General features: G+C 69.4%; 14 protein-coding genes. 6 read left to right on the top strand and 8 right to left on the bottom strand.

From position 1 onward, the window contains the following. The 6 genes from BUB20358_RS28610 to BUB20358_RS22440 form a co-directional block, all read right to left on the bottom strand. A partial coding sequence (locus tag BUB20358_RS28610) for a hypothetical protein (protein WP_217456722.1) occupies positions 1 to 278 on the bottom strand: 278 nt, incomplete at its 3' end. 121 nt (positions 279 to 399) lie between these two features. Further along, positions 400 to 2,259 carry a dihydroxy-acid dehydratase gene (ilvD, locus tag BUB20358_RS22460; protein ID WP_035973958.1) on the bottom strand — a complete coding sequence of 620 codons (1,860 nt, stop codon included), beginning with the start codon at positions 2,257 to 2,259 and terminating at the stop codon, positions 400 to 402. A gap of 311 nt (positions 2,260 to 2,570) precedes the next feature. After that, positions 2,571 to 3,593, bottom strand: a complete 1,023-nt coding sequence (locus BUB20358_RS22455; RefSeq protein ID WP_035973959.1) for an Ldh family oxidoreductase — start codon at positions 3,591 to 3,593, stop codon at positions 2,571 to 2,573. Then, the gene (locus BUB20358_RS22450; protein WP_035973960.1) at positions 3,586 to 5,178 is read right to left on the bottom strand and encodes an aldehyde dehydrogenase (NADP(+)); all 1,593 of its coding nucleotides are present in this window, start codon (positions 5,176 to 5,178) and stop codon (positions 3,586 to 3,588) included. The genes BUB20358_RS22455 and BUB20358_RS22450 overlap by 8 nt, the downstream gene beginning before the upstream one ends. A 79-nt stretch (positions 5,179 to 5,257) precedes the next feature. Beyond that, a complete protein-coding gene (locus tag BUB20358_RS22445) occupies positions 5,258 to 6,883 on the bottom strand; it encodes an APC family permease (protein ID WP_035973961.1) in 1,626 nt (541 codons plus the stop codon). 228 nt (positions 6,884 to 7,111) lie between these two features. Next, a complete protein-coding gene (locus BUB20358_RS22440; protein ID WP_035973962.1) occupies positions 7,112 to 8,032 on the bottom strand; it encodes a dihydrodipicolinate synthase family protein in 921 nt (306 codons plus the stop codon). A gap of 251 nt (positions 8,033 to 8,283) precedes the next feature. Between BUB20358_RS22440 and BUB20358_RS22435 the strand changes: the two genes are divergently transcribed. From BUB20358_RS22435 to BUB20358_RS22420, 4 genes are read left to right on the top strand one after another with little or no spacing between them, the layout of a single operon-like run. Continuing rightward, entirely contained in the window at positions 8,284 to 9,216 is a 933-nt protein-coding gene (locus BUB20358_RS22435) for a 4-hydroxyproline epimerase (RefSeq protein ID WP_035975221.1), read from the top strand. Next, complete coding sequence (locus tag BUB20358_RS22430) at positions 9,213 to 10,346, top strand: NAD(P)/FAD-dependent oxidoreductase (RefSeq protein WP_035973964.1); 1,134 nt, start codon at positions 9,213 to 9,215, stop codon at positions 10,344 to 10,346. Before BUB20358_RS22435 ends, BUB20358_RS22430 begins: the two co-directional genes overlap by 4 nt. After that, entirely contained in the window at positions 10,343 to 10,576 is a 234-nt protein-coding gene (locus BUB20358_RS22425) for a (2Fe-2S)-binding protein (protein ID WP_035973965.1), read from the top strand. The genes BUB20358_RS22430 and BUB20358_RS22425 overlap by 4 nt, the downstream gene beginning before the upstream one ends. Further along, a complete protein-coding gene (locus BUB20358_RS22420; protein WP_035973966.1) occupies positions 10,573 to 11,847 on the top strand; it encodes an NAD(P)/FAD-dependent oxidoreductase in 1,275 nt (424 codons plus the stop codon). The genes BUB20358_RS22425 and BUB20358_RS22420 overlap by 4 nt, the downstream gene beginning before the upstream one ends. 388 nt (positions 11,848 to 12,235) lie before the next feature. On the opposite strand, the gene BUB20358_RS22415 is transcribed toward BUB20358_RS22420, so the two are convergent. Next, positions 12,236 to 12,586 (bottom strand): hypothetical protein, encoded by a 351-nt coding sequence (locus BUB20358_RS22415; protein ID WP_035973968.1) that lies wholly within the window; start codon positions 12,584 to 12,586, stop codon positions 12,236 to 12,238. Positions 12,587 to 12,786: 200 nt separating this feature from the next. Between BUB20358_RS22415 and BUB20358_RS22410 the strand changes: the two genes are divergently transcribed. Further along, positions 12,787 to 14,271 (top strand): aminotransferase-like domain-containing protein, encoded by a 1,485-nt coding sequence (locus BUB20358_RS22410; protein WP_006765751.1) that lies wholly within the window; start codon positions 12,787 to 12,789, stop codon positions 14,269 to 14,271. 84 nt (positions 14,272 to 14,355) lie between these two features. On the opposite strand, the gene BUB20358_RS22405 is transcribed toward BUB20358_RS22410, so the two are convergent. Then, the gene (locus BUB20358_RS22405) at positions 14,356 to 14,631 is read right to left on the bottom strand and encodes a CppA family protein (protein ID WP_035975223.1); all 276 of its coding nucleotides are present in this window, start codon (positions 14,629 to 14,631) and stop codon (positions 14,356 to 14,358) included. A 492-nt stretch (positions 14,632 to 15,123) separates the two neighbouring features. Between BUB20358_RS22405 and BUB20358_RS22400 the strand changes: the two genes are divergently transcribed. Further along, on the top strand, positions 15,124 to 15,591 hold the full coding sequence (locus BUB20358_RS22400) for a hypothetical protein (RefSeq protein WP_123806718.1): 468 nt from the start codon (positions 15,124 to 15,126) through the stop codon (positions 15,589 to 15,591). Positions 15,592 to 15,930: the final 339 nt, after the last annotated feature.

Below are 15,930 nucleotides of genomic sequence, written 5' to 3'. Positions count from 1 at the left end.
CAATGCCGGCTGCGCCGGTGGCCCCGCCTGCGCAGGCAGCCGTCCCGCGTGCGCAGATCGGGCCGGGCGGCGCAGCACGCGCGATGCCGCAGGCGCAGCCGGGCGGCGGCGGTTTCGGCGGCAGACCGCAAGGCGGGGCGAACAATGGCGGCGCACACGCAGGCGGGGGCGGCGGCGACGCGCGCGGCGAGCAATTCCGCCATTGAGCATCGGCCGCTGCGCCGCGCGCTCCGCAGACGTAACCGTGCCGCGTCCGTGACGGTTTCCAGAAAGAACAATCCCCACTCGGCGTCGTCCGCTGAGTGGGGATCGGGTTGACCGCTTCATTGACAGCCGCTCCGCAGAGCGGCCTGGCGCGCCGGGCCGGCCGGCCTGCGCAGGCCGGCGCGCCGTGGCGCGTCAGTCGTCGAGCAGCGACAGGTCGCGCACCGCGCCCTTGTCGGCCGACATCACGAGCTTCGCATACGCCTTCAGCGCCGCTGAAACCTTGCGCGGCCGCGGCTTAGCCGGCTTCCAGCCCTTCGCGTTCTGCTCTTCGCGACGGCGCGCCAGCTCTTCGTCGGACACCAGCACGTTGATCGTGCGGTTCGGGATGTCGATGCGGATCTTGTCGCCATCGCGCACGAGGCCGATCGCGCCGCCCGCCGCCGCTTCGGGCGAGCAGTGGCCGATCGACAGCCCCGACGTGCCGCCCGAGAAGCGGCCGTCCGTCAGCAGCGCGCACGCTTTGCCGAGGCCCTTCGACTTGATGTAGCTCGTCGGATACAGCATTTCCTGCATGCCGGGGCCGCCCTTCGGCCCTTCGTAGCGGACGATCACGACGTCGCCGGCCTTCACCTTGTCGTTCAGGATGTTCTCGACTGCTTCGTCCTGCGATTCGGTCACGTGCGCGGTGCCCTCGAACACGAGGATGCTCTCGTCGACGCCGGCCGTCTTCACCACGCAGCCGTCGAGCGCGATGTTGCCGGTCAGCACGGCCAGGCCGCCTTCCTTCGAGAACGCGTGCTCGTACGAGCGGATGCAGCCTTCGGCGCGGTCGAGGTCGAGGCTCGGCCAGCGCGTGTCCTGGCTGAACGCGACCTGCGTCGGGATCCCGGCCGGACCGGCCAGGTAGAACTTGCGGACCGCGTCGTCCTGCGTGCGGACGATGTCCCATCGGTCGAGCGCGTCCTTCAGCGTCGGCGCGTGCACGGTCGGCACGTCGGTATGCAGCTTGCCGGCGCGGTCGAGCTCGCCGAGGATCGCCATGATGCCGCCGGCGCGGTGCACGTCCTCGATGTGGTACTTGTTCGTGTTCGGCGCGACCTTGCACAGCTGCGGCACGACGCGCGACAGGCGGTCGATGTCCTTCATCGTGAAGTCGATGCCGGCTTCCTGCGCAATCGCGAGCAGGTGCAGGATCGTGTTCGTCGAACCGCCCATCGCGATGTCGAGCGTCATCGCGTTGTCGAACGCCTTGAAGCCGACCGAGCGCGGCAGCACGCGGTCGTTTTCCTGTTCGTAGTATTCGCGCGTGAGCTCGACGATGCGGCGGCCGGCGCGCTTGAACAGCTGTTCGCGGTCGGCGTGCGTCGCGACGACGGTGCCGTTGCCGGGCAGCGACAGGCCGAGCGCTTCGGTCAGGCAGTTCATCGAGTTCGCGGTGAACATGCCCGAGCACGAGCCGCAGGTCGGGCATGCGGAGCGTTCGACTTCGGCGACTTCGGCATCCGAATACGACTGGTCGGCCGCGATCACCATCGCGTCGACGAGATCGAGCTTCTTCAGTTCGACCGTTTTCGTGACCGGGTTCGCGAGGCGCGTCTTGCCGGCTTCCATCGGGCCGCCCGACACGAAGATCACCGGAATGTTCAGGCGCATCGCGGCCATCAGCATGCCCGGCGTGATCTTGTCGCAGTTCGAGATGCACACCATCGCGTCCGCGCAGTGCGCGTTCACCATGTACTCGACCGAGTCGGCGATGATGTCGCGGCTCGGCAGCGAATACAGCATGCCGTCGTGGCCCATCGCGATGCCGTCGTCGACCGCGATCGTGTTGAATTCCTTCGCGACGCCGCCGGCGGCTTCGATCTCGCGCGCGACGAGCTGGCCGAGATCCTTCAGGTGCACGTGCCCGGGCACGAACTGCGTGAACGAGTTGACGACCGCGATGATCGGCTTCGAGAAATCGTCGTCTTTCATGCCGGTGGCGCGCCACAGCGAGCGCGCGCCCGCCATGTTGCGGCCGGCGGTGGAGGTTTTGGAACGGTATGTGGGCATTGTGGTAGCTGAAGAAATATCGCGGAAAAGGGTGGGGGCACGGGAATAAGGCCCCTCGCGCGCCCGTGCGAACAACCTCTTGAGCTGCGCCCTGGGCAAACCCGGCGATTATCCCACAGGCGCTGCCGGCATGGCGCCGGCGGGCGCGCGGCAGCGCGGCGCGGCATGATGGAGCGGCAGCGCGGCGGGGCGTGGTGCACGAGCCGCGCGGCCCGGCGCCAGCGGTCGGCCGGCAGCGTTGGCGCTCGCCCCGGCCGACACAGCGTGCGCCCACCGACCCGCATCGCCGTATCGCCGCGCCGGCGCCGCCGTCAGTCGAGCAGCGTGAGGATCTCGTCGTACAGCGGCTTCGGAATCCGCACGCCGTTCGCGATGCTGCGCGCCCGCGCGTCGAAGCGCCGTTGCGACGGCAGCCGCGCGCCCTGCGCGACGATCGCGTCGAACATCCGTTCGCCGCGCGCGAGCCCGGCGTCGAGACCGTCGCCGAGGAACACCTTCGGATCGAACGCGATCACGAGTTCGCCGTGGCACGGCGTCGCGCCCACGCCTTCGTCGAAGTCCATCGACTCGCGGCTCGTCATGTCGCCGATCAGCGCGCCGCCGAGCAGCTCGACCATCGCCGCGAGCGCCGAGCCCTTGTGGCCGCCGAACGTGCGCATCGCACCTTGCAGCGCGGCCTTCGGATCGATGGTCGGCCGGCCTTCGGCGTCGATCGCCCAGTGCGGCGGAATCGCTTTGCCCTGTTTCGCGTGCAGCTCGATGTCGCCGCGCGCGATCGCGCTCGTCGCGAAATCGAACACGAACGGCACGCCGCCCGGGCGCGGCCACGCGAACGCGATCGGGTTCGTGCCGAATACGGGCTCGCGGCCGCCTTCGGGCGCCACCCAGCTGTGGCTCGGATTCATCGCGATGCCGGCCAGCCCTTCGGCCGCGATTGCCTCGACCTCGGGCCACAGCGCGGAGAAGTGATAGCAGCGGTTGATCACCATCGCGGCGATGCCGTGCTGCTTCGTCATCTCGACGAGCACGGGCAGGCCCGTCTCGAAGCTCAGCAGCGAGAAGCCGCGATGCGCGTCGACCGCGACGATCGACGACGACAGCCGGCGCAGCGTCGGCACGGCCTGCGGATCGACCTTGCCCTTCTTCAGCGAGCGCACGCAAACCAGCAGCCGGTACACGCCGTGCGAATGACATTCGTCGCGCTGGCCCTGCGTGATCACGTTCGCGATCGCGCGCGCATGCGCGTCGGACATGCCGTTGTGGGTCAGCACGCGCAGCGCGAGCGCATGGACTTCGTCGAGCGACAGGACGACTTCGGCGATCGGCTCAGACATTGCGCGCCTCCCGCGGCGCGGGTACGCCGTCGATGCGCTGCGGCACGTGCAGCGGATTGCCGTCGCGGATCGCGTCCGGCAGCAGCGCGTCCGGCACGTCCTGATACGACACGGGACGCACGAAGCGCTCGATCGCGCGCGCGCCGACCGACGTCGTGCGCGAATCGGACGTGGCCGGGAACGGGCCGCCGTGCACCATCGCATGGCCGACCTCGACGCCAGTGCCGAAGCCGTTCACCAGAATGCGGCCGGCCTTGCGTTCGAGCGTCGGACGCAGCGCCGCGAACAGCGGCGCGTCGCCGTCGTCGACGTGTGCGGCGATCGTCAGCTGGCCTTCCAGCGACTTCAGCACGCGATGCAGCGTGCCGGCATCCGCGCAGCGCACGATCAGCGACGCGGGGCCGAACACTTCGTCGCGCAGTTCCGGGCGAGCGATGAACGCGTCCGCCGACGTCGCGAACAGCGCCGCGCGCGCCTGGTAGCGGCCGCCTTCGGCGCCTTCGGCCAGCAGCTCGGCCGCGTCGTGCGCACGCAGTGCAGCGACGCCTTGCGCGTAGCTCGCGTGGATGGTCGGCGTCAGCATCGTCTGCGCGGGCGTCGCGCGCACGGCAGCGGCGGCCGCCGCCTCGAACGCGCGCAGCGCGGGGCCGTCGACGGCGAGCACGAGGCCGGGGTTCGTGCAGAACTGGCCGGCGCCGAGCGCGAGCGACGCGACGAACTGCTGCGCGATCGCATCGCGGCGCGCATCGAGCGCGGCCGGCAGCAGCAGCACCGGGTTGATCGAGCTCATTTCCGCATAGACGGGAATCGGTTCGTGCCGCGCGGCCGCGACGTGCATCAGCGCGACGCCGCCGCGGCGCGAGCCGGTGAAGCCGACTGCCTTGATGCGCGGATCGGCGACGAGCGCCTGGCCGATCTCGCGCGACGTGTCGAACAGCAGCGAGAACACGCCGGCCGGCAGCCCGCACTCGCGCACCGCCTGCTGGATCGCGCGGCCGACGAGCTCCGACGTGCCCGGATGCGCGGAATGCGCCTTGACGATCACCGGGCAGCCGGCCGCGAGCGCCGACGCGGTGTCGCCGCCCGCAACCGAGAACGCGAGCGGGAAGTTCGACGCGCCGAACACCGCGACGGGGCCGAGCGCGACGTTGCGCAGCCGCAGATCGACGCGCGGCAGCGGCTTGCGCTCCGGGCGGGCCGGATCGATGCGCGCATCGATGAAGCCGCCGTCGCGCACCAGCGACGCGAACAGCGCGAGCTGCCCGACCGTGCGGCCGCGTTCGCCTTCGATGCGTGCGCGCGGCAGCCCCGATTCGGCGACGCAGCGCTCGATCAGCGCGTCGCCGAGCGCGATGATGTTGCGGCTGATCGCATCGAGAAACGCGGCGCGGGCGTCGAGACTCGTTTCGCGGTACGCGTCGAACGCGTCGTCGGCGAGTGCGCACGCCGCGTCGAGGTCGTGCACGCTCGCGCCGCCGAACGCGGGCTCGAGCGGTTCGCCGGTCGCGGCGGCGATTGCGTGGAAGGTGCCGTTTCGTCCGGCGACGGCGGACTGGCCGATCAGCAGCTGACCTGTGAGTTGCATGGTGGTCCTCGGAAAAGGCCGGGCCGGGCGCGAGGCCCGGCCGGCGGATGAAGCGAAAAAAGCGGAGCAGGCGGACGCGTCAGTTCTCGTCGTCTTCGAGCTGCAGCTTGTCGGCCCGGATGCCGGTGTGCGCGCCCCAGTAGTAGATGACGAGCGCGACGGCCGCGACGACGACCGTGTCGTACGGATGCGCGAGCTGCCCGGTGCCGCCGAAGCCGCCGAAATACGACAGCGCGATCATCGCCGCATAGAACGCGATCAGCCACGCGGACGAGCGCACCTGCTCGGCGATGCTCAGATGCGCGGTCGGCACCCGGCGGCGGCACGCGAGATAGACGACGAACATCGCGATCTGCAGGCCGAGCAGCCAGGACACCGTGCTCCAGCCCGACCAGTAGACGATCAGCGCGGCGATCACGAACGATGCGGGGCCGGTGATCGCCAACGCGCTCGCGCGAAACGGTCGCGGCAGGTCCGGCGCCGTGCGGCGCAGCGCGGCGACCGACACGGGCGCGACCGCGTAGCTGAGCACCAGCGCGGCCGACACGATGTTGATCAGCGCCTCCCACGACGGAAACGGCAGCGTCCAGAAGACGGCGAGCCCGAACGTGAGCCACAGGCCTGCGCGCGGGATGCCCGACGCTTCGTCGACGCGCGTGAATACCTTGAAGAACGTGCCCGTCTTCGCCCAGCCGTAGACGACGCGCGGCGTCGCGTTCATGTAGATGTTGCCGCAGCCGCTCGGCGAGATCATCGCGTCGGCGACGACCATCACCGCGAGCCAGCCGACGCCGAGGGCGAGCGCGATGTCGCGGTACGGCAGCGAGAATGCGCTGCTCACGTCGTGCCAGCCGGCCGCGAGCATCGCGGTCGGGATGCTGCCGATGAACGCGAGCTGCAGCAGCACGTAGATCAGCGTCGACAGCACGATCGACAGGATCAGCGCGATCGGAATCGTGCGCTGCGGATTGCGCACTTCGCTCGCGACCGACACGATCGGCGTCAGGCCGAGATACGCGAAGATGATCCCGCCGGCCGACACCGCCATCTCGATGCCGGGCATCCCGAACGGTGCGAAGCCGTGGATCGTCAGGTTCGCGGGCTTGAAGAACGTGAACAGCACCGCGATCACCGACAGCGGCACGACGAACTTGAAGATGCTGATGATGTTGTTCGCCTTCGCGAACGTCTTCACGCTCGAATAGTTCAGATAAAAGAAGAAGCACAGCAGCGCGGCCTGGACGAGCCAGCCGATCGTCGTCGGATCGCTCGATCCTTCGACGGTGAGCCCCGGAAACCACGCGGCCGCGTACTGGCGCGCGGCGACGACTTCGATCGCGATCAGGCTCGAGAACGCGATCAGCGTGATGAAGCCCATCAGATAGCCGAGCAGCGGACCGTGCGAGAACACCGGATAGCGGACCACGCCGCCTGCGCGCGGCAGCGCGGCGCCGAGTTCGCAGTACACGATGCCGAGCAGCAGTACCGCGAAGCCGCCGAGCAGCCATGAGAAGATGCCGGCCGGGCCGGCGATCGTCGACACGTGGCTCGCGGCGAACAGCCACCCCGAACCGAAAATGGCGCCGAGACCGATGAACGTGAGGTCGGTCAGCGACAGCTGTTTCTTGAACTTGCCGTGGCCCGCCTCGGGGTGCGCGGAACCGGAGAGCGGAACGGACGGATGAGCGTTGCCTTGGCCTGGCATGGGCTTGTCTCCTGTGGGAATGTCTGCTCAGGCGCGATGTGCGCGCGCCGCGGCGCGGCGGCGCTTGGCGCCTGCGGCCGGCGTCGCCCGGTTCGATCGACCGGGGCGGGCGGCGGGCCGTTCGCGCGACGCCGGCGGGCGCCGGTGCGCGAACGAGCCCGCAAGCCATGCCGGACCGGAGACGGCGGCGCGCCGCGCAAAGGCGGTGCGCCGCCGTCGGCGAGTCGATCAGAGGCCGACGTCGGGCAGTGCCGGGCGCGTCTCCAGCGCCTTGGCGACGATCGCCTTCACTTCCGCGAGCGTGTCGCCCTGCAGCGCGAGACGCGGCGGACGCGTGACGGCGCTGCCGCGGCCGACCAGCTCTTCGCACAGCTTGATGCACTGGACGAGATCGGGGCGCGCGTCGAGGTGCAGCAGCGGCATGAACCAGCGGTACAGCGCGAGCGCTTCGTCGAAACGCTTCTGCTTCGCGAGACGGAACAGCGTCTCGCCTTCCTTCGGGAACGCGTTCGACATGCCGGACACCCAGCCCTGCGCGCCGACCGCGATGCTTTCGACCACGACGTCGTCGAGGCCCGCGAACAGCACGAAGCGATCGCCGACCGCGTTGCGCAGGTCGATGAAGCGGCGCGTATCGCCGGACGAATCCTTGAAGCAGACGATGTTTTCGCAATCCTGCAGCGCGATCAGCACGTCCGGCGTCACGTCGTTCTTGTAGATCGGCGGGTTGTTGTAGACCATCACCGGCAGGTCGGTGCTCGTCGCGACCGAGCGGAAGTGCGCGGCGGTTTCGTGCGGCTTCGCCGAGTAGACGAGCGCGGGCATCACCATCACGCCGTCGACGCCGACGCGCTGCGCCTCGCGCACCGTATTGCGCGCGAATTCCGTCGTGAATTCGGCGATGCCGGCGATCACCGGAATCTTGCCGCCCGCCGCATCGCGCGCGGCTTCGATTACCTGCAGCTTCTCGCTCGTCGACAGCGACGTGTTCTCGCCGACCGTGCCGCAGACCACGAGGCCCGACACGCCGTCGTTCACCAGGTTCTTCACCACGCGGTGCGTGGCGTCGATGTCGAGGGAAAAGTCCGGCTTGAACTGGGTGCTGACGGCCGGGAAAACCCCGGTCCACTGAATGGCGTTTCGGCTCACTGAAATCTCCTACGTTCGTATCGGTCGGCCGACAGGGGCGTCGGTGCGGCAACCAGTATCGCCGCGCAAATGCCTGTCACGCTTGAGTCGTATCGCGGAGCAGGATGACGAAATCGGCACAACGTCCGAAACGGGCCGGCGCGATGCTCCGCGCTATGCCGATTTCGTCGTCGTCCTCATCGAAAAGCCACAAGCGGACGGACGCGCGACGGAGGAAGCTATGCTCCTTTCCCCACTTCGGACGGCTCATGATGAAGCGCATCCAGATCATCGATTCGCATACGGGCGGCGAACCTACGCGGCTCGTCGTGTCCGGCTTTCCGTCGCTCGGCAGCGGCACGATGGCCGAGCGGCGCGACGTGCTCGCCCGCGAGCACGACCGCTACCGCACCGCGTGCATCCTCGAGCCGCGCGGCAGCGACGTGCTGGTCGGCGCGCTGCTGTGCGAGCCCGTGTCGGCCGATGCGGCGGCCGGCGTGATCTTCTTCAACAACAGCGGCTATCTCGGGATGTGCGGGCACGGCACGATCGGCGTCGTGCGTACGCTGCATCACATGGGGCGCATCGGCCCCGGCGTGCACCGGATCGAAACGCCGGTCGGCACCGTCGAGGCGACGCTGCACGACGACCTGTCGGTCAGCGTGCGCAACGTGCTCGCGTATCGGCATGCGAAGGGCGTCGCGGTGGACGTCCCCGGTTACGGGCCCGTCACCGGCGACATCGCGTGGGGCGGCAACTGGTTCTTCCTGATCAGCGATCACGGCCAGCGCGTCGCCGGCGACAACGTGGCGGCGCTGACCGCGTACGCGTCGGCCGTGCGCGCCGGGCTCGAACGCGCGGGCATCACCGGCGCGCAGGGCGGCGAGATCGACCATATCGAACTGTTCGCCGGCGATCCCGAGCACGACAGCCGCAGCTTCGTGCTGTGTCCGGGGCTCGCGTACGACCGCTCGCCGTGCGGCACCGGCACGAGCGCGAAGCTCGCGTGCCTCGCGGCCGACGGCAAGCTCGAGCCGGGCGCCGTGTGGCGGCAGGCGAGCGTGATCGGCAGCGTGTTTCGCGCGAGCTACGAGCACGCCGACGGCGGCATCGTGCCGACGATTCGCGGCAGCGCGCACCTGAGCGCGGAAGCGACGCTGCTGATCGAGGACGACGATCCGTTCGGCTGGGGCATCGCGCCGTGAGCGAGGTCGGGACCGACGTCGTCGTGATCGGCGCCGGCATCGTCGGCGCAGCATGCGCGCACGAGTTCGCGCAGCGCGGGTGGCGCGTGCTCGTCGTCGATGACGGAAGCGGCGGCGCGACCGGCGCCGGAATGGGGCACCTCGTCGCGATGGACGACAACGCGGCCGAGCTCGCGCTCAGCCATTACTCGATCGAACTGTGGCGCGCGATGAGCGGCGAGATGCCGCAAGCATGCGCGTACCGCAACTGCGGCACGCTGTGGCTCGCGGCCGATGCGCACGAGATGGACGTCGCCCGCGCGAAGCAGGCGGCGCTCGCCGCGCACGGCGTCGCGGGCGAGCTGATCGACGCGGCGACGCTCGCTCAACTGGAACCGATGCTGCGTGCGGGCCTCGGCGGCGCGCTGAAGATTCCCGGCGACGGGATTCTCTATGCGCCCGTCGCCGCGAACTGGCTGCTGCAGCGCGTGCCCGGCATCGCGTTGCGGCGCGACCGCGCGGTCGCGCTCGACGGCCCGAGCGTGACGCTGGCGAGCGGCGCGACGCTGCGTGCGCAGCGCGTGGTCGTCGCGAACGGCGTCGCCGCGCGCACGCTGCTGCCCGAACTGCCGCTGCGCCCGAAAAAAGGTCACCTGCTGATCACCGACCGCTATCCGGGCCGCGTATCGCACCAGCTCGTCGAGCTCGGCTATGCGGCGAGCGCGCACGCGAGCGACGGCACGTCGGTCGCATTCAACGTGCAGCCGCGGCCGACCGGGCAACTGCTGATCGGCTCGTCGCGCCAGTTCGACACGGAGGACGCGCGGATCGAGCCGCCGGTGCTCGCGCGCATGCTGCGCCGCGCGGCCGGCTATCTGCCCGAGCTGGCCGACCTCAACGGTATCCGCGCGTGGACGGGGTTTCGCTCCGCGAGCCCCGACGGGCTGCCGCTGCTCGGCGAACATCCGTCACGGCCGGGCGTGTGGCTCGCGGTCGGGCACGAAGGGCTCGGCGTGACGACCGCGCCGGGCAGCGCGCGGCTCGTCGCTGCGCTGATGGCCGGCGAGCGGCCGCCGATCGACGTCGAACCGTATTTGCCGGGACGCTTGCTGACGGCGTCCCCCGTAGCAGGAGCAGGAGCGCTTTCATGATCATTCATCTGGACGGCCGCGCGCTGACCGTGGCCGACGGCCTGACCGTCGCGGCCGCCGTCGCGGCGAGCGGCGATGACACGACGCGCGTGTCGTGCACGGGCGCGGTGCGCGCGCCGTTTTGCGGAATGGGCGTCTGTCACGAGTGCCGGATGACGATCGACGGCCGCCGCCGGCTCGCGTGCCAGACGCTGTGCCGTGACGGGATGCGGGTGGAGCGCACGAAATGAAGCGGGAACGACTGAGTGTCGACGTCGCGATCGTCGGCGCGGGGCCGGCCGGATTGTCGGCTGCGCGGGCTGCCGCGACGAGCGGCGCCACGATCGCGATCGTCGACGACAATCCGCGCGCGGGCGGGCAGATCTGGCGGCACGGCGCGAGCGCAGCCGCCGCGCTCGCGCCGGCCGCGGCCGAACGTCTCGCGGTGCTGCGGCAGCCGAACGTCGCGCATCTCGCGGCGACGCGCATCGTCGGCGAAACGCAGCCCGGCACGTTGCTGCTCGAGGACGACGAACGCGGTTTTCTGCTCGATTACCGGACGCTGATCCTGTGCTGCGGCGCGCGCGAGCTGCTGTTGCCGTTCCCCGGCTGGACGCTGCCGGGCGTCACCGGCGCGGGCGGCTTGCAGGCGCTGATCAAGTACGGCGTCGACGTGCGCGGGCAGCGTACGGTGATCGCGGGTAGCGGCCCGCTGCTGCTCGCGAGTGCGGCGACCGCGCGTGCGGCCGGCGCGCGCGTGTCGCACGTGCTCGAACAGGCGGCGTGGCGCGATGTGGCCGGCTTCGGCGCAACGCTGTGGCGGTGGCCGTCGAAGCTCGCGCAGGCCGCGAAGCTCGTCACCGGCGCGTACCGGCCCGATGCGTACGTCGTCGAAGCGTTCGGCGACAAGCGGCTCGAACGCGTGCGGATCCGGCACGGCGAGCGCGAATTCGACGTCGATTGCGACCGGCTCGCATGCGGTTTCGGCCTCGTGCCGAATACCGTGCTGCCCAGTCATCTCGGCTGCCGGATCGACGACGGCGCGGTGGCGGTCGACGCGCACCAGCGCACGAGCCGCGACGGCTGTTTCGCGGCGGGCGAATGCACGGGCGTCGGCGGCAGCGAACTCGCGATGGTCGAAGGCGAAATCGCCGGCTATGCGGCTACCGCGCAGACGGCGCCGTTGGCGGCGCTCGTCGAGCGTCGCGCTCATTGGCAGGCGTTCGCGGATGCGGTGCGCGAGCGCTTCGCGCTGCGCGAGCCGATCCGGCGGCTCGCGCGACCCGACACGCTGCTGTGCCGCTGCGAGGACGTACGTTTCGACGCGGTCGCGCCGGAGCCCGGCTGGACGGCCGCGAAGCTGCAGTCGCGCTGCGGGATGGGCGCGTGTCAGGGACGCGTGTGCGGTGCGGCTGCGCACGCGCTGTTCGGCTGGACGCCGCCGGCGCCGCGCATGCCGCTCGTGCCCGCGCGGGTCGGTACGTTGATGCTGGATGGTGCGGCATGCTGCGACGAGCGGTGATGGCACGCGGCGCAGCGTTTGGGGGGGCGGCGTGTCAGGCGCGCGCATCGGGGCTCGGTGTAGGTGCGAGGTAGCAGGCCAGGTATCAAGACGAAGCGACGGCGCAGCACATCGGGACCACGCTTCGAGCAACCTGCCGGGACACGGCCGCACGGCGGTCTATCTGTTGCCCGCCGCCGCAGTTCGCGTGCGCCGGTTCATTCAATCGCGCCGCTTTTGATTCGTCGTCGGCTGCCGTGCGGCGGCGCCGCCTGTGCGCGCCGAGGTTCGATTGCGACGGCCGGCTGCGAATACGACCGCTGGCCGTTGAATCGTTTGGACGGATGGAAGGCAAGGGCGGCACCGGCCGTTGCCGACGAGATGCATGCGGCTGGACCCGTCGCGCGACTCACGGCTGCCCGCGCACCTGCCGGCCGCGGCCGATCGGCGTGATCAGTCGCCGCAGGATCGCGCGGCACCGTGCACGCATGCCGGGCGTGTGGGCAGGCGCCGTTACCATCACGCTCGCCACGCGTGCGCGTTGCGCAGCCAGCACGACGTGACCGGCCGTATCGATCGTCAGGCATTCGCCTTCGTCGAGCACGCGGCACACGTGGTGCGGCGCATCGGGCAGCCAGTCGATCGTACGTTGACGCAGCGTGACGGCGAGCGTGCCGTCCAGCACGACCACCCGACTGCCCTTGTCGAGCCACGCAACGTGGCTTTGCCCGGCGTCGAGCCGGATATGTTGCGTCCGCATGGCGATTCCCTTCGATGGCGCGGCCTCGCGACGGCGAGGCGACAACGTGCAGTCAGGTTAGGGAAATGGGCGGTGGCGCGACAGATTCAGGGGACGGGAATCTGTTCCGGTGCAGACGATGATTTTGAGTTGCTGTATCGGTCCATTTCCGCGGAATCTGTATCTGGCGGGCACCAAGCCGCGCGGGCACGATCGCTCGCATGATTCCTGTTACCGACGCGCGCCGCACGCCCCTGCCGATGGCCGGCGAACCGCTTTACGAACGGCTTGCCGAGCATTACCGCCGCATCATTGCGGCCGGCACGCTGTCGCCCGGCGACAGGATGCCGTCGGTACGCGCGTTCATGGCCCAGCATGGCGTCAGTTTGTCGACGGCGATTCAGGCGTTCCGGCGGCTCGAGGACACGGGATGGTGCGAGGCGAGGCCGCGCTCCGGCTACTTCGTGCGGCGCCGCGCGTCGGCCGTGCTGGACACTCTGCCGGATAGCGACGGGCCGGCACTGAGCATCGAGCCGCCGTTCGCGGGGCTGCACGAACGCGTGTCGCGCGTGATCGACCGCGCGAATGCGGCGGCCGGCGCGCTGAACCTCGGCGGCGCGTCGGCCACGGCGGAACTGTATCCGGCCGAGCGCCTGCAGGCGCTCGCGATCCGGCTGCTGCGACGCAAGCCGACGCTGCTCACCGACGCCGGTCCGGTCGGCGGTTCGCCGGAATTCCGGCAGACGATGGCGAAACGCGCGCTCACGTACGGCGTGACCGTGTCGCCGGACGACGTGATGTCGACGAGCGGCGGCGTCGATGCGGTGAATCTCGCGCTGCGCGCGGTATCGCGCCCCGGCGACACGATCGCGATCGAATCGCCGGCCTTTTTCGGATTGATCCAGTTGCTCGAAAGCCTCGGGCTGCGCGCGCTCGAGATTCCGGCGAGCCCGACGACCGGACTGTCGATCGAGGCTCTCGAGGTGGCGCTGACTGCGTATCCGGACATTCGGGCCGTCGTCGTCGTGCCGAACCTGCAGAACCCGCTCGGCAGCGTGATGCCGGACGAGCGCAAGGCGGCGCTCGTCGCGCTGTGTGCGAGCCGCGGCGTTGCCGTGATCGAGGATGAACCGTACCGCGAGCTCGTCGAGGCGCCGCACGCGGTGAAGCCCGTGAAAGCGTGGGATCGCGACGGCACGGTGATCTATTGCCCGTCGTTCAACAAGGTGCTCGCGCCCGGCATGCGGCTCGGCTGGATGAGCGGAGGACGCTGGCATGCGCGCGCGAAGATGCTGAAGTTCGCGCACAGCCGGCACAACGCCGCGCTGCTGCAGGCGGTGGCGGCCGAGTTCGTCGGCTCCGGCGCGTTCGACCGCCATCTGCACCGGTTTCGCGAGCATCTGCGCGTGCAGCGCGACGTGACGATCGACGCGATTGCGCGCCATTTTCCGCCCGGCACGCGGATGAACCGGCCGCCGGGCGGGATGCTGCTGTGGATCGCGCTGCCGAACGGCGTACGCTCGGACGCGCTGTTCGACGCCGCGCTCGCGCACGGTATCAAGATCGCCCCCGGCTCGATCTTCTCGAATTCCGACCGTTTCGACGGATATGTCCGGCTCGCGTGCACGCGCGCATTCGACGCGGTGCACGAAGCGGCTTTCGAAACCCTCGGCCGGCTGATACGCGACGCGGCGACGGCCGCCTGAGCAACAACTTTCACGAACGGTCCAAGGTTGCCGGCATTCCGGTCGGCCTGCGGCGTTCGCCACATCATGTGTCACGACTGCGCGTCAGCGGTTGCCGGCGTGCGTCGCGAGGTGCTGACGAATCAGCGACAGATAGCGATCGCCGACCGAGAAATCGCGCGCGACACGCGTGCGGTGCACGGCGCGCAGCGTGGCCGGCGCGCTCATGCCCAGATACCGGCACACCGCGGACGGAAAGGGCTTGCGCGTGTGCCCGAGTTGCCGCGCCGCGCGTTCGACGCGGGCGTCGCCCACCTGCGCGCGCAGCCACGCCAGTATCTGGCGATCTGTGTCGTTGACGATACGGACCAGGTGTTCCACTTTCGACAGCGCTTCTTGCTGCATAAGGCTCTCCGTGATGTTGCATTAACGGTCGCGGTTCGCGCAGCCAAAGAGATGGGAATGGAATGCGCGAAAAGCTGTATGTTTATACAGGTGGTGTTTTGTACAGTAGTTCGTGCAAACGGGGGCTGTCAAGTGCGACATCGCACGTTGGCCGCACGGACGACGCGCAACGGCGATCGAGTGCGAGTCCGCCGCGCGTGGGCTGCCGGAAATCGGGTCATGGGCCGCGCACGATATGCGACGGGGAACGAAGTCCGGGGGGCGGGCCCGGACGGCGCGTGCAAGCTTGAGATTTGCAGGCGTCGTATCGGCCTTGGTCGTGCGCCCCCGCAGGTCGGTATCGAGCGCATAAAGTGCGGAACACGCGGATCACCGGCCACACAAGGTTCGATTTTTGACAGTCGTCGGTGGCGATGCCAGGCAAGCTGTGCGGCCATCCGTGCTCACACCCTACTGGAGGACATCGTCATGACTTCAATCCCTTCGCAACCCGTTTCGTTTTCTCATCAATCCGTTGCCGGCGACTCTCAACAGGCCGCTCATCGTCGCGACTCGCTAGGGTCGGTCGTCACGAGCGCCGCATCTGCCGCGAAGACATATGCTCCGGCCGTCGTCGGTATTGCCGTTGGAATCGGATGCGTAGCATTGACCGGCTCCATCATTCGCGCGGTGTCAGCGGGGCTGTCGTCCGAGTCTGCGATGGCGGCCAGTGCGCTTGCTTCGGCTGTAGTCGGCGCCGCGGCGGGTGTCATCGGCGGCGCGGTGGCCCTCGGCGCCGCAGCGACCGGTATCGCGATATCGAGTGAACTTCGCGACAACAGGCCAGATACCGCCGCGGCGTATATAGCCATTGCAGGGGGGGCCGCCGGCGCTGCGCTTGGAGCCGCGTCGGGCGCCCTGTATGGAGCGGCGCGGCCGTTCATCGATCACGCGTGACCTTCATTCGTCCGACCGCGATCGCGGAACTGCGTCAATGCTGATCGGTTCGCGGTCGCGGTGTTCGCTATTGGGCGGCCAATGTCGTGCCGAGTGAGTTGTTTCGGATTTGCCGTTCCGTCGCGATTCGGTAGTGCATTGGATTCCGTATTCGTTGCCTGGTAACCGCGAACTTGCATTACTGCGCCGTGACGAACGGCAAAAGTGCGACTTGAATGGGGCGACTCCGAGCGATTGGCGCGAATCGCCGCAGGGTCGGCATCGTGGCGTCGACCTGATGTGATTCAACGTCGGACGCATGTGGGTCACCGGCGCCTGCGGTCCGATGGAATCGACCGT

It is taken from the genome of Burkholderia dolosa, assembly GCF_902499135.1.
Taxonomy (GTDB): domain Bacteria; phylum Pseudomonadota; class Gammaproteobacteria; order Burkholderiales; family Burkholderiaceae; genus Burkholderia; species Burkholderia dolosa.
Note: the sequence above shows the minus strand (reverse complement) of the source record. Positions and strands in the feature narration are given on the sequence as shown.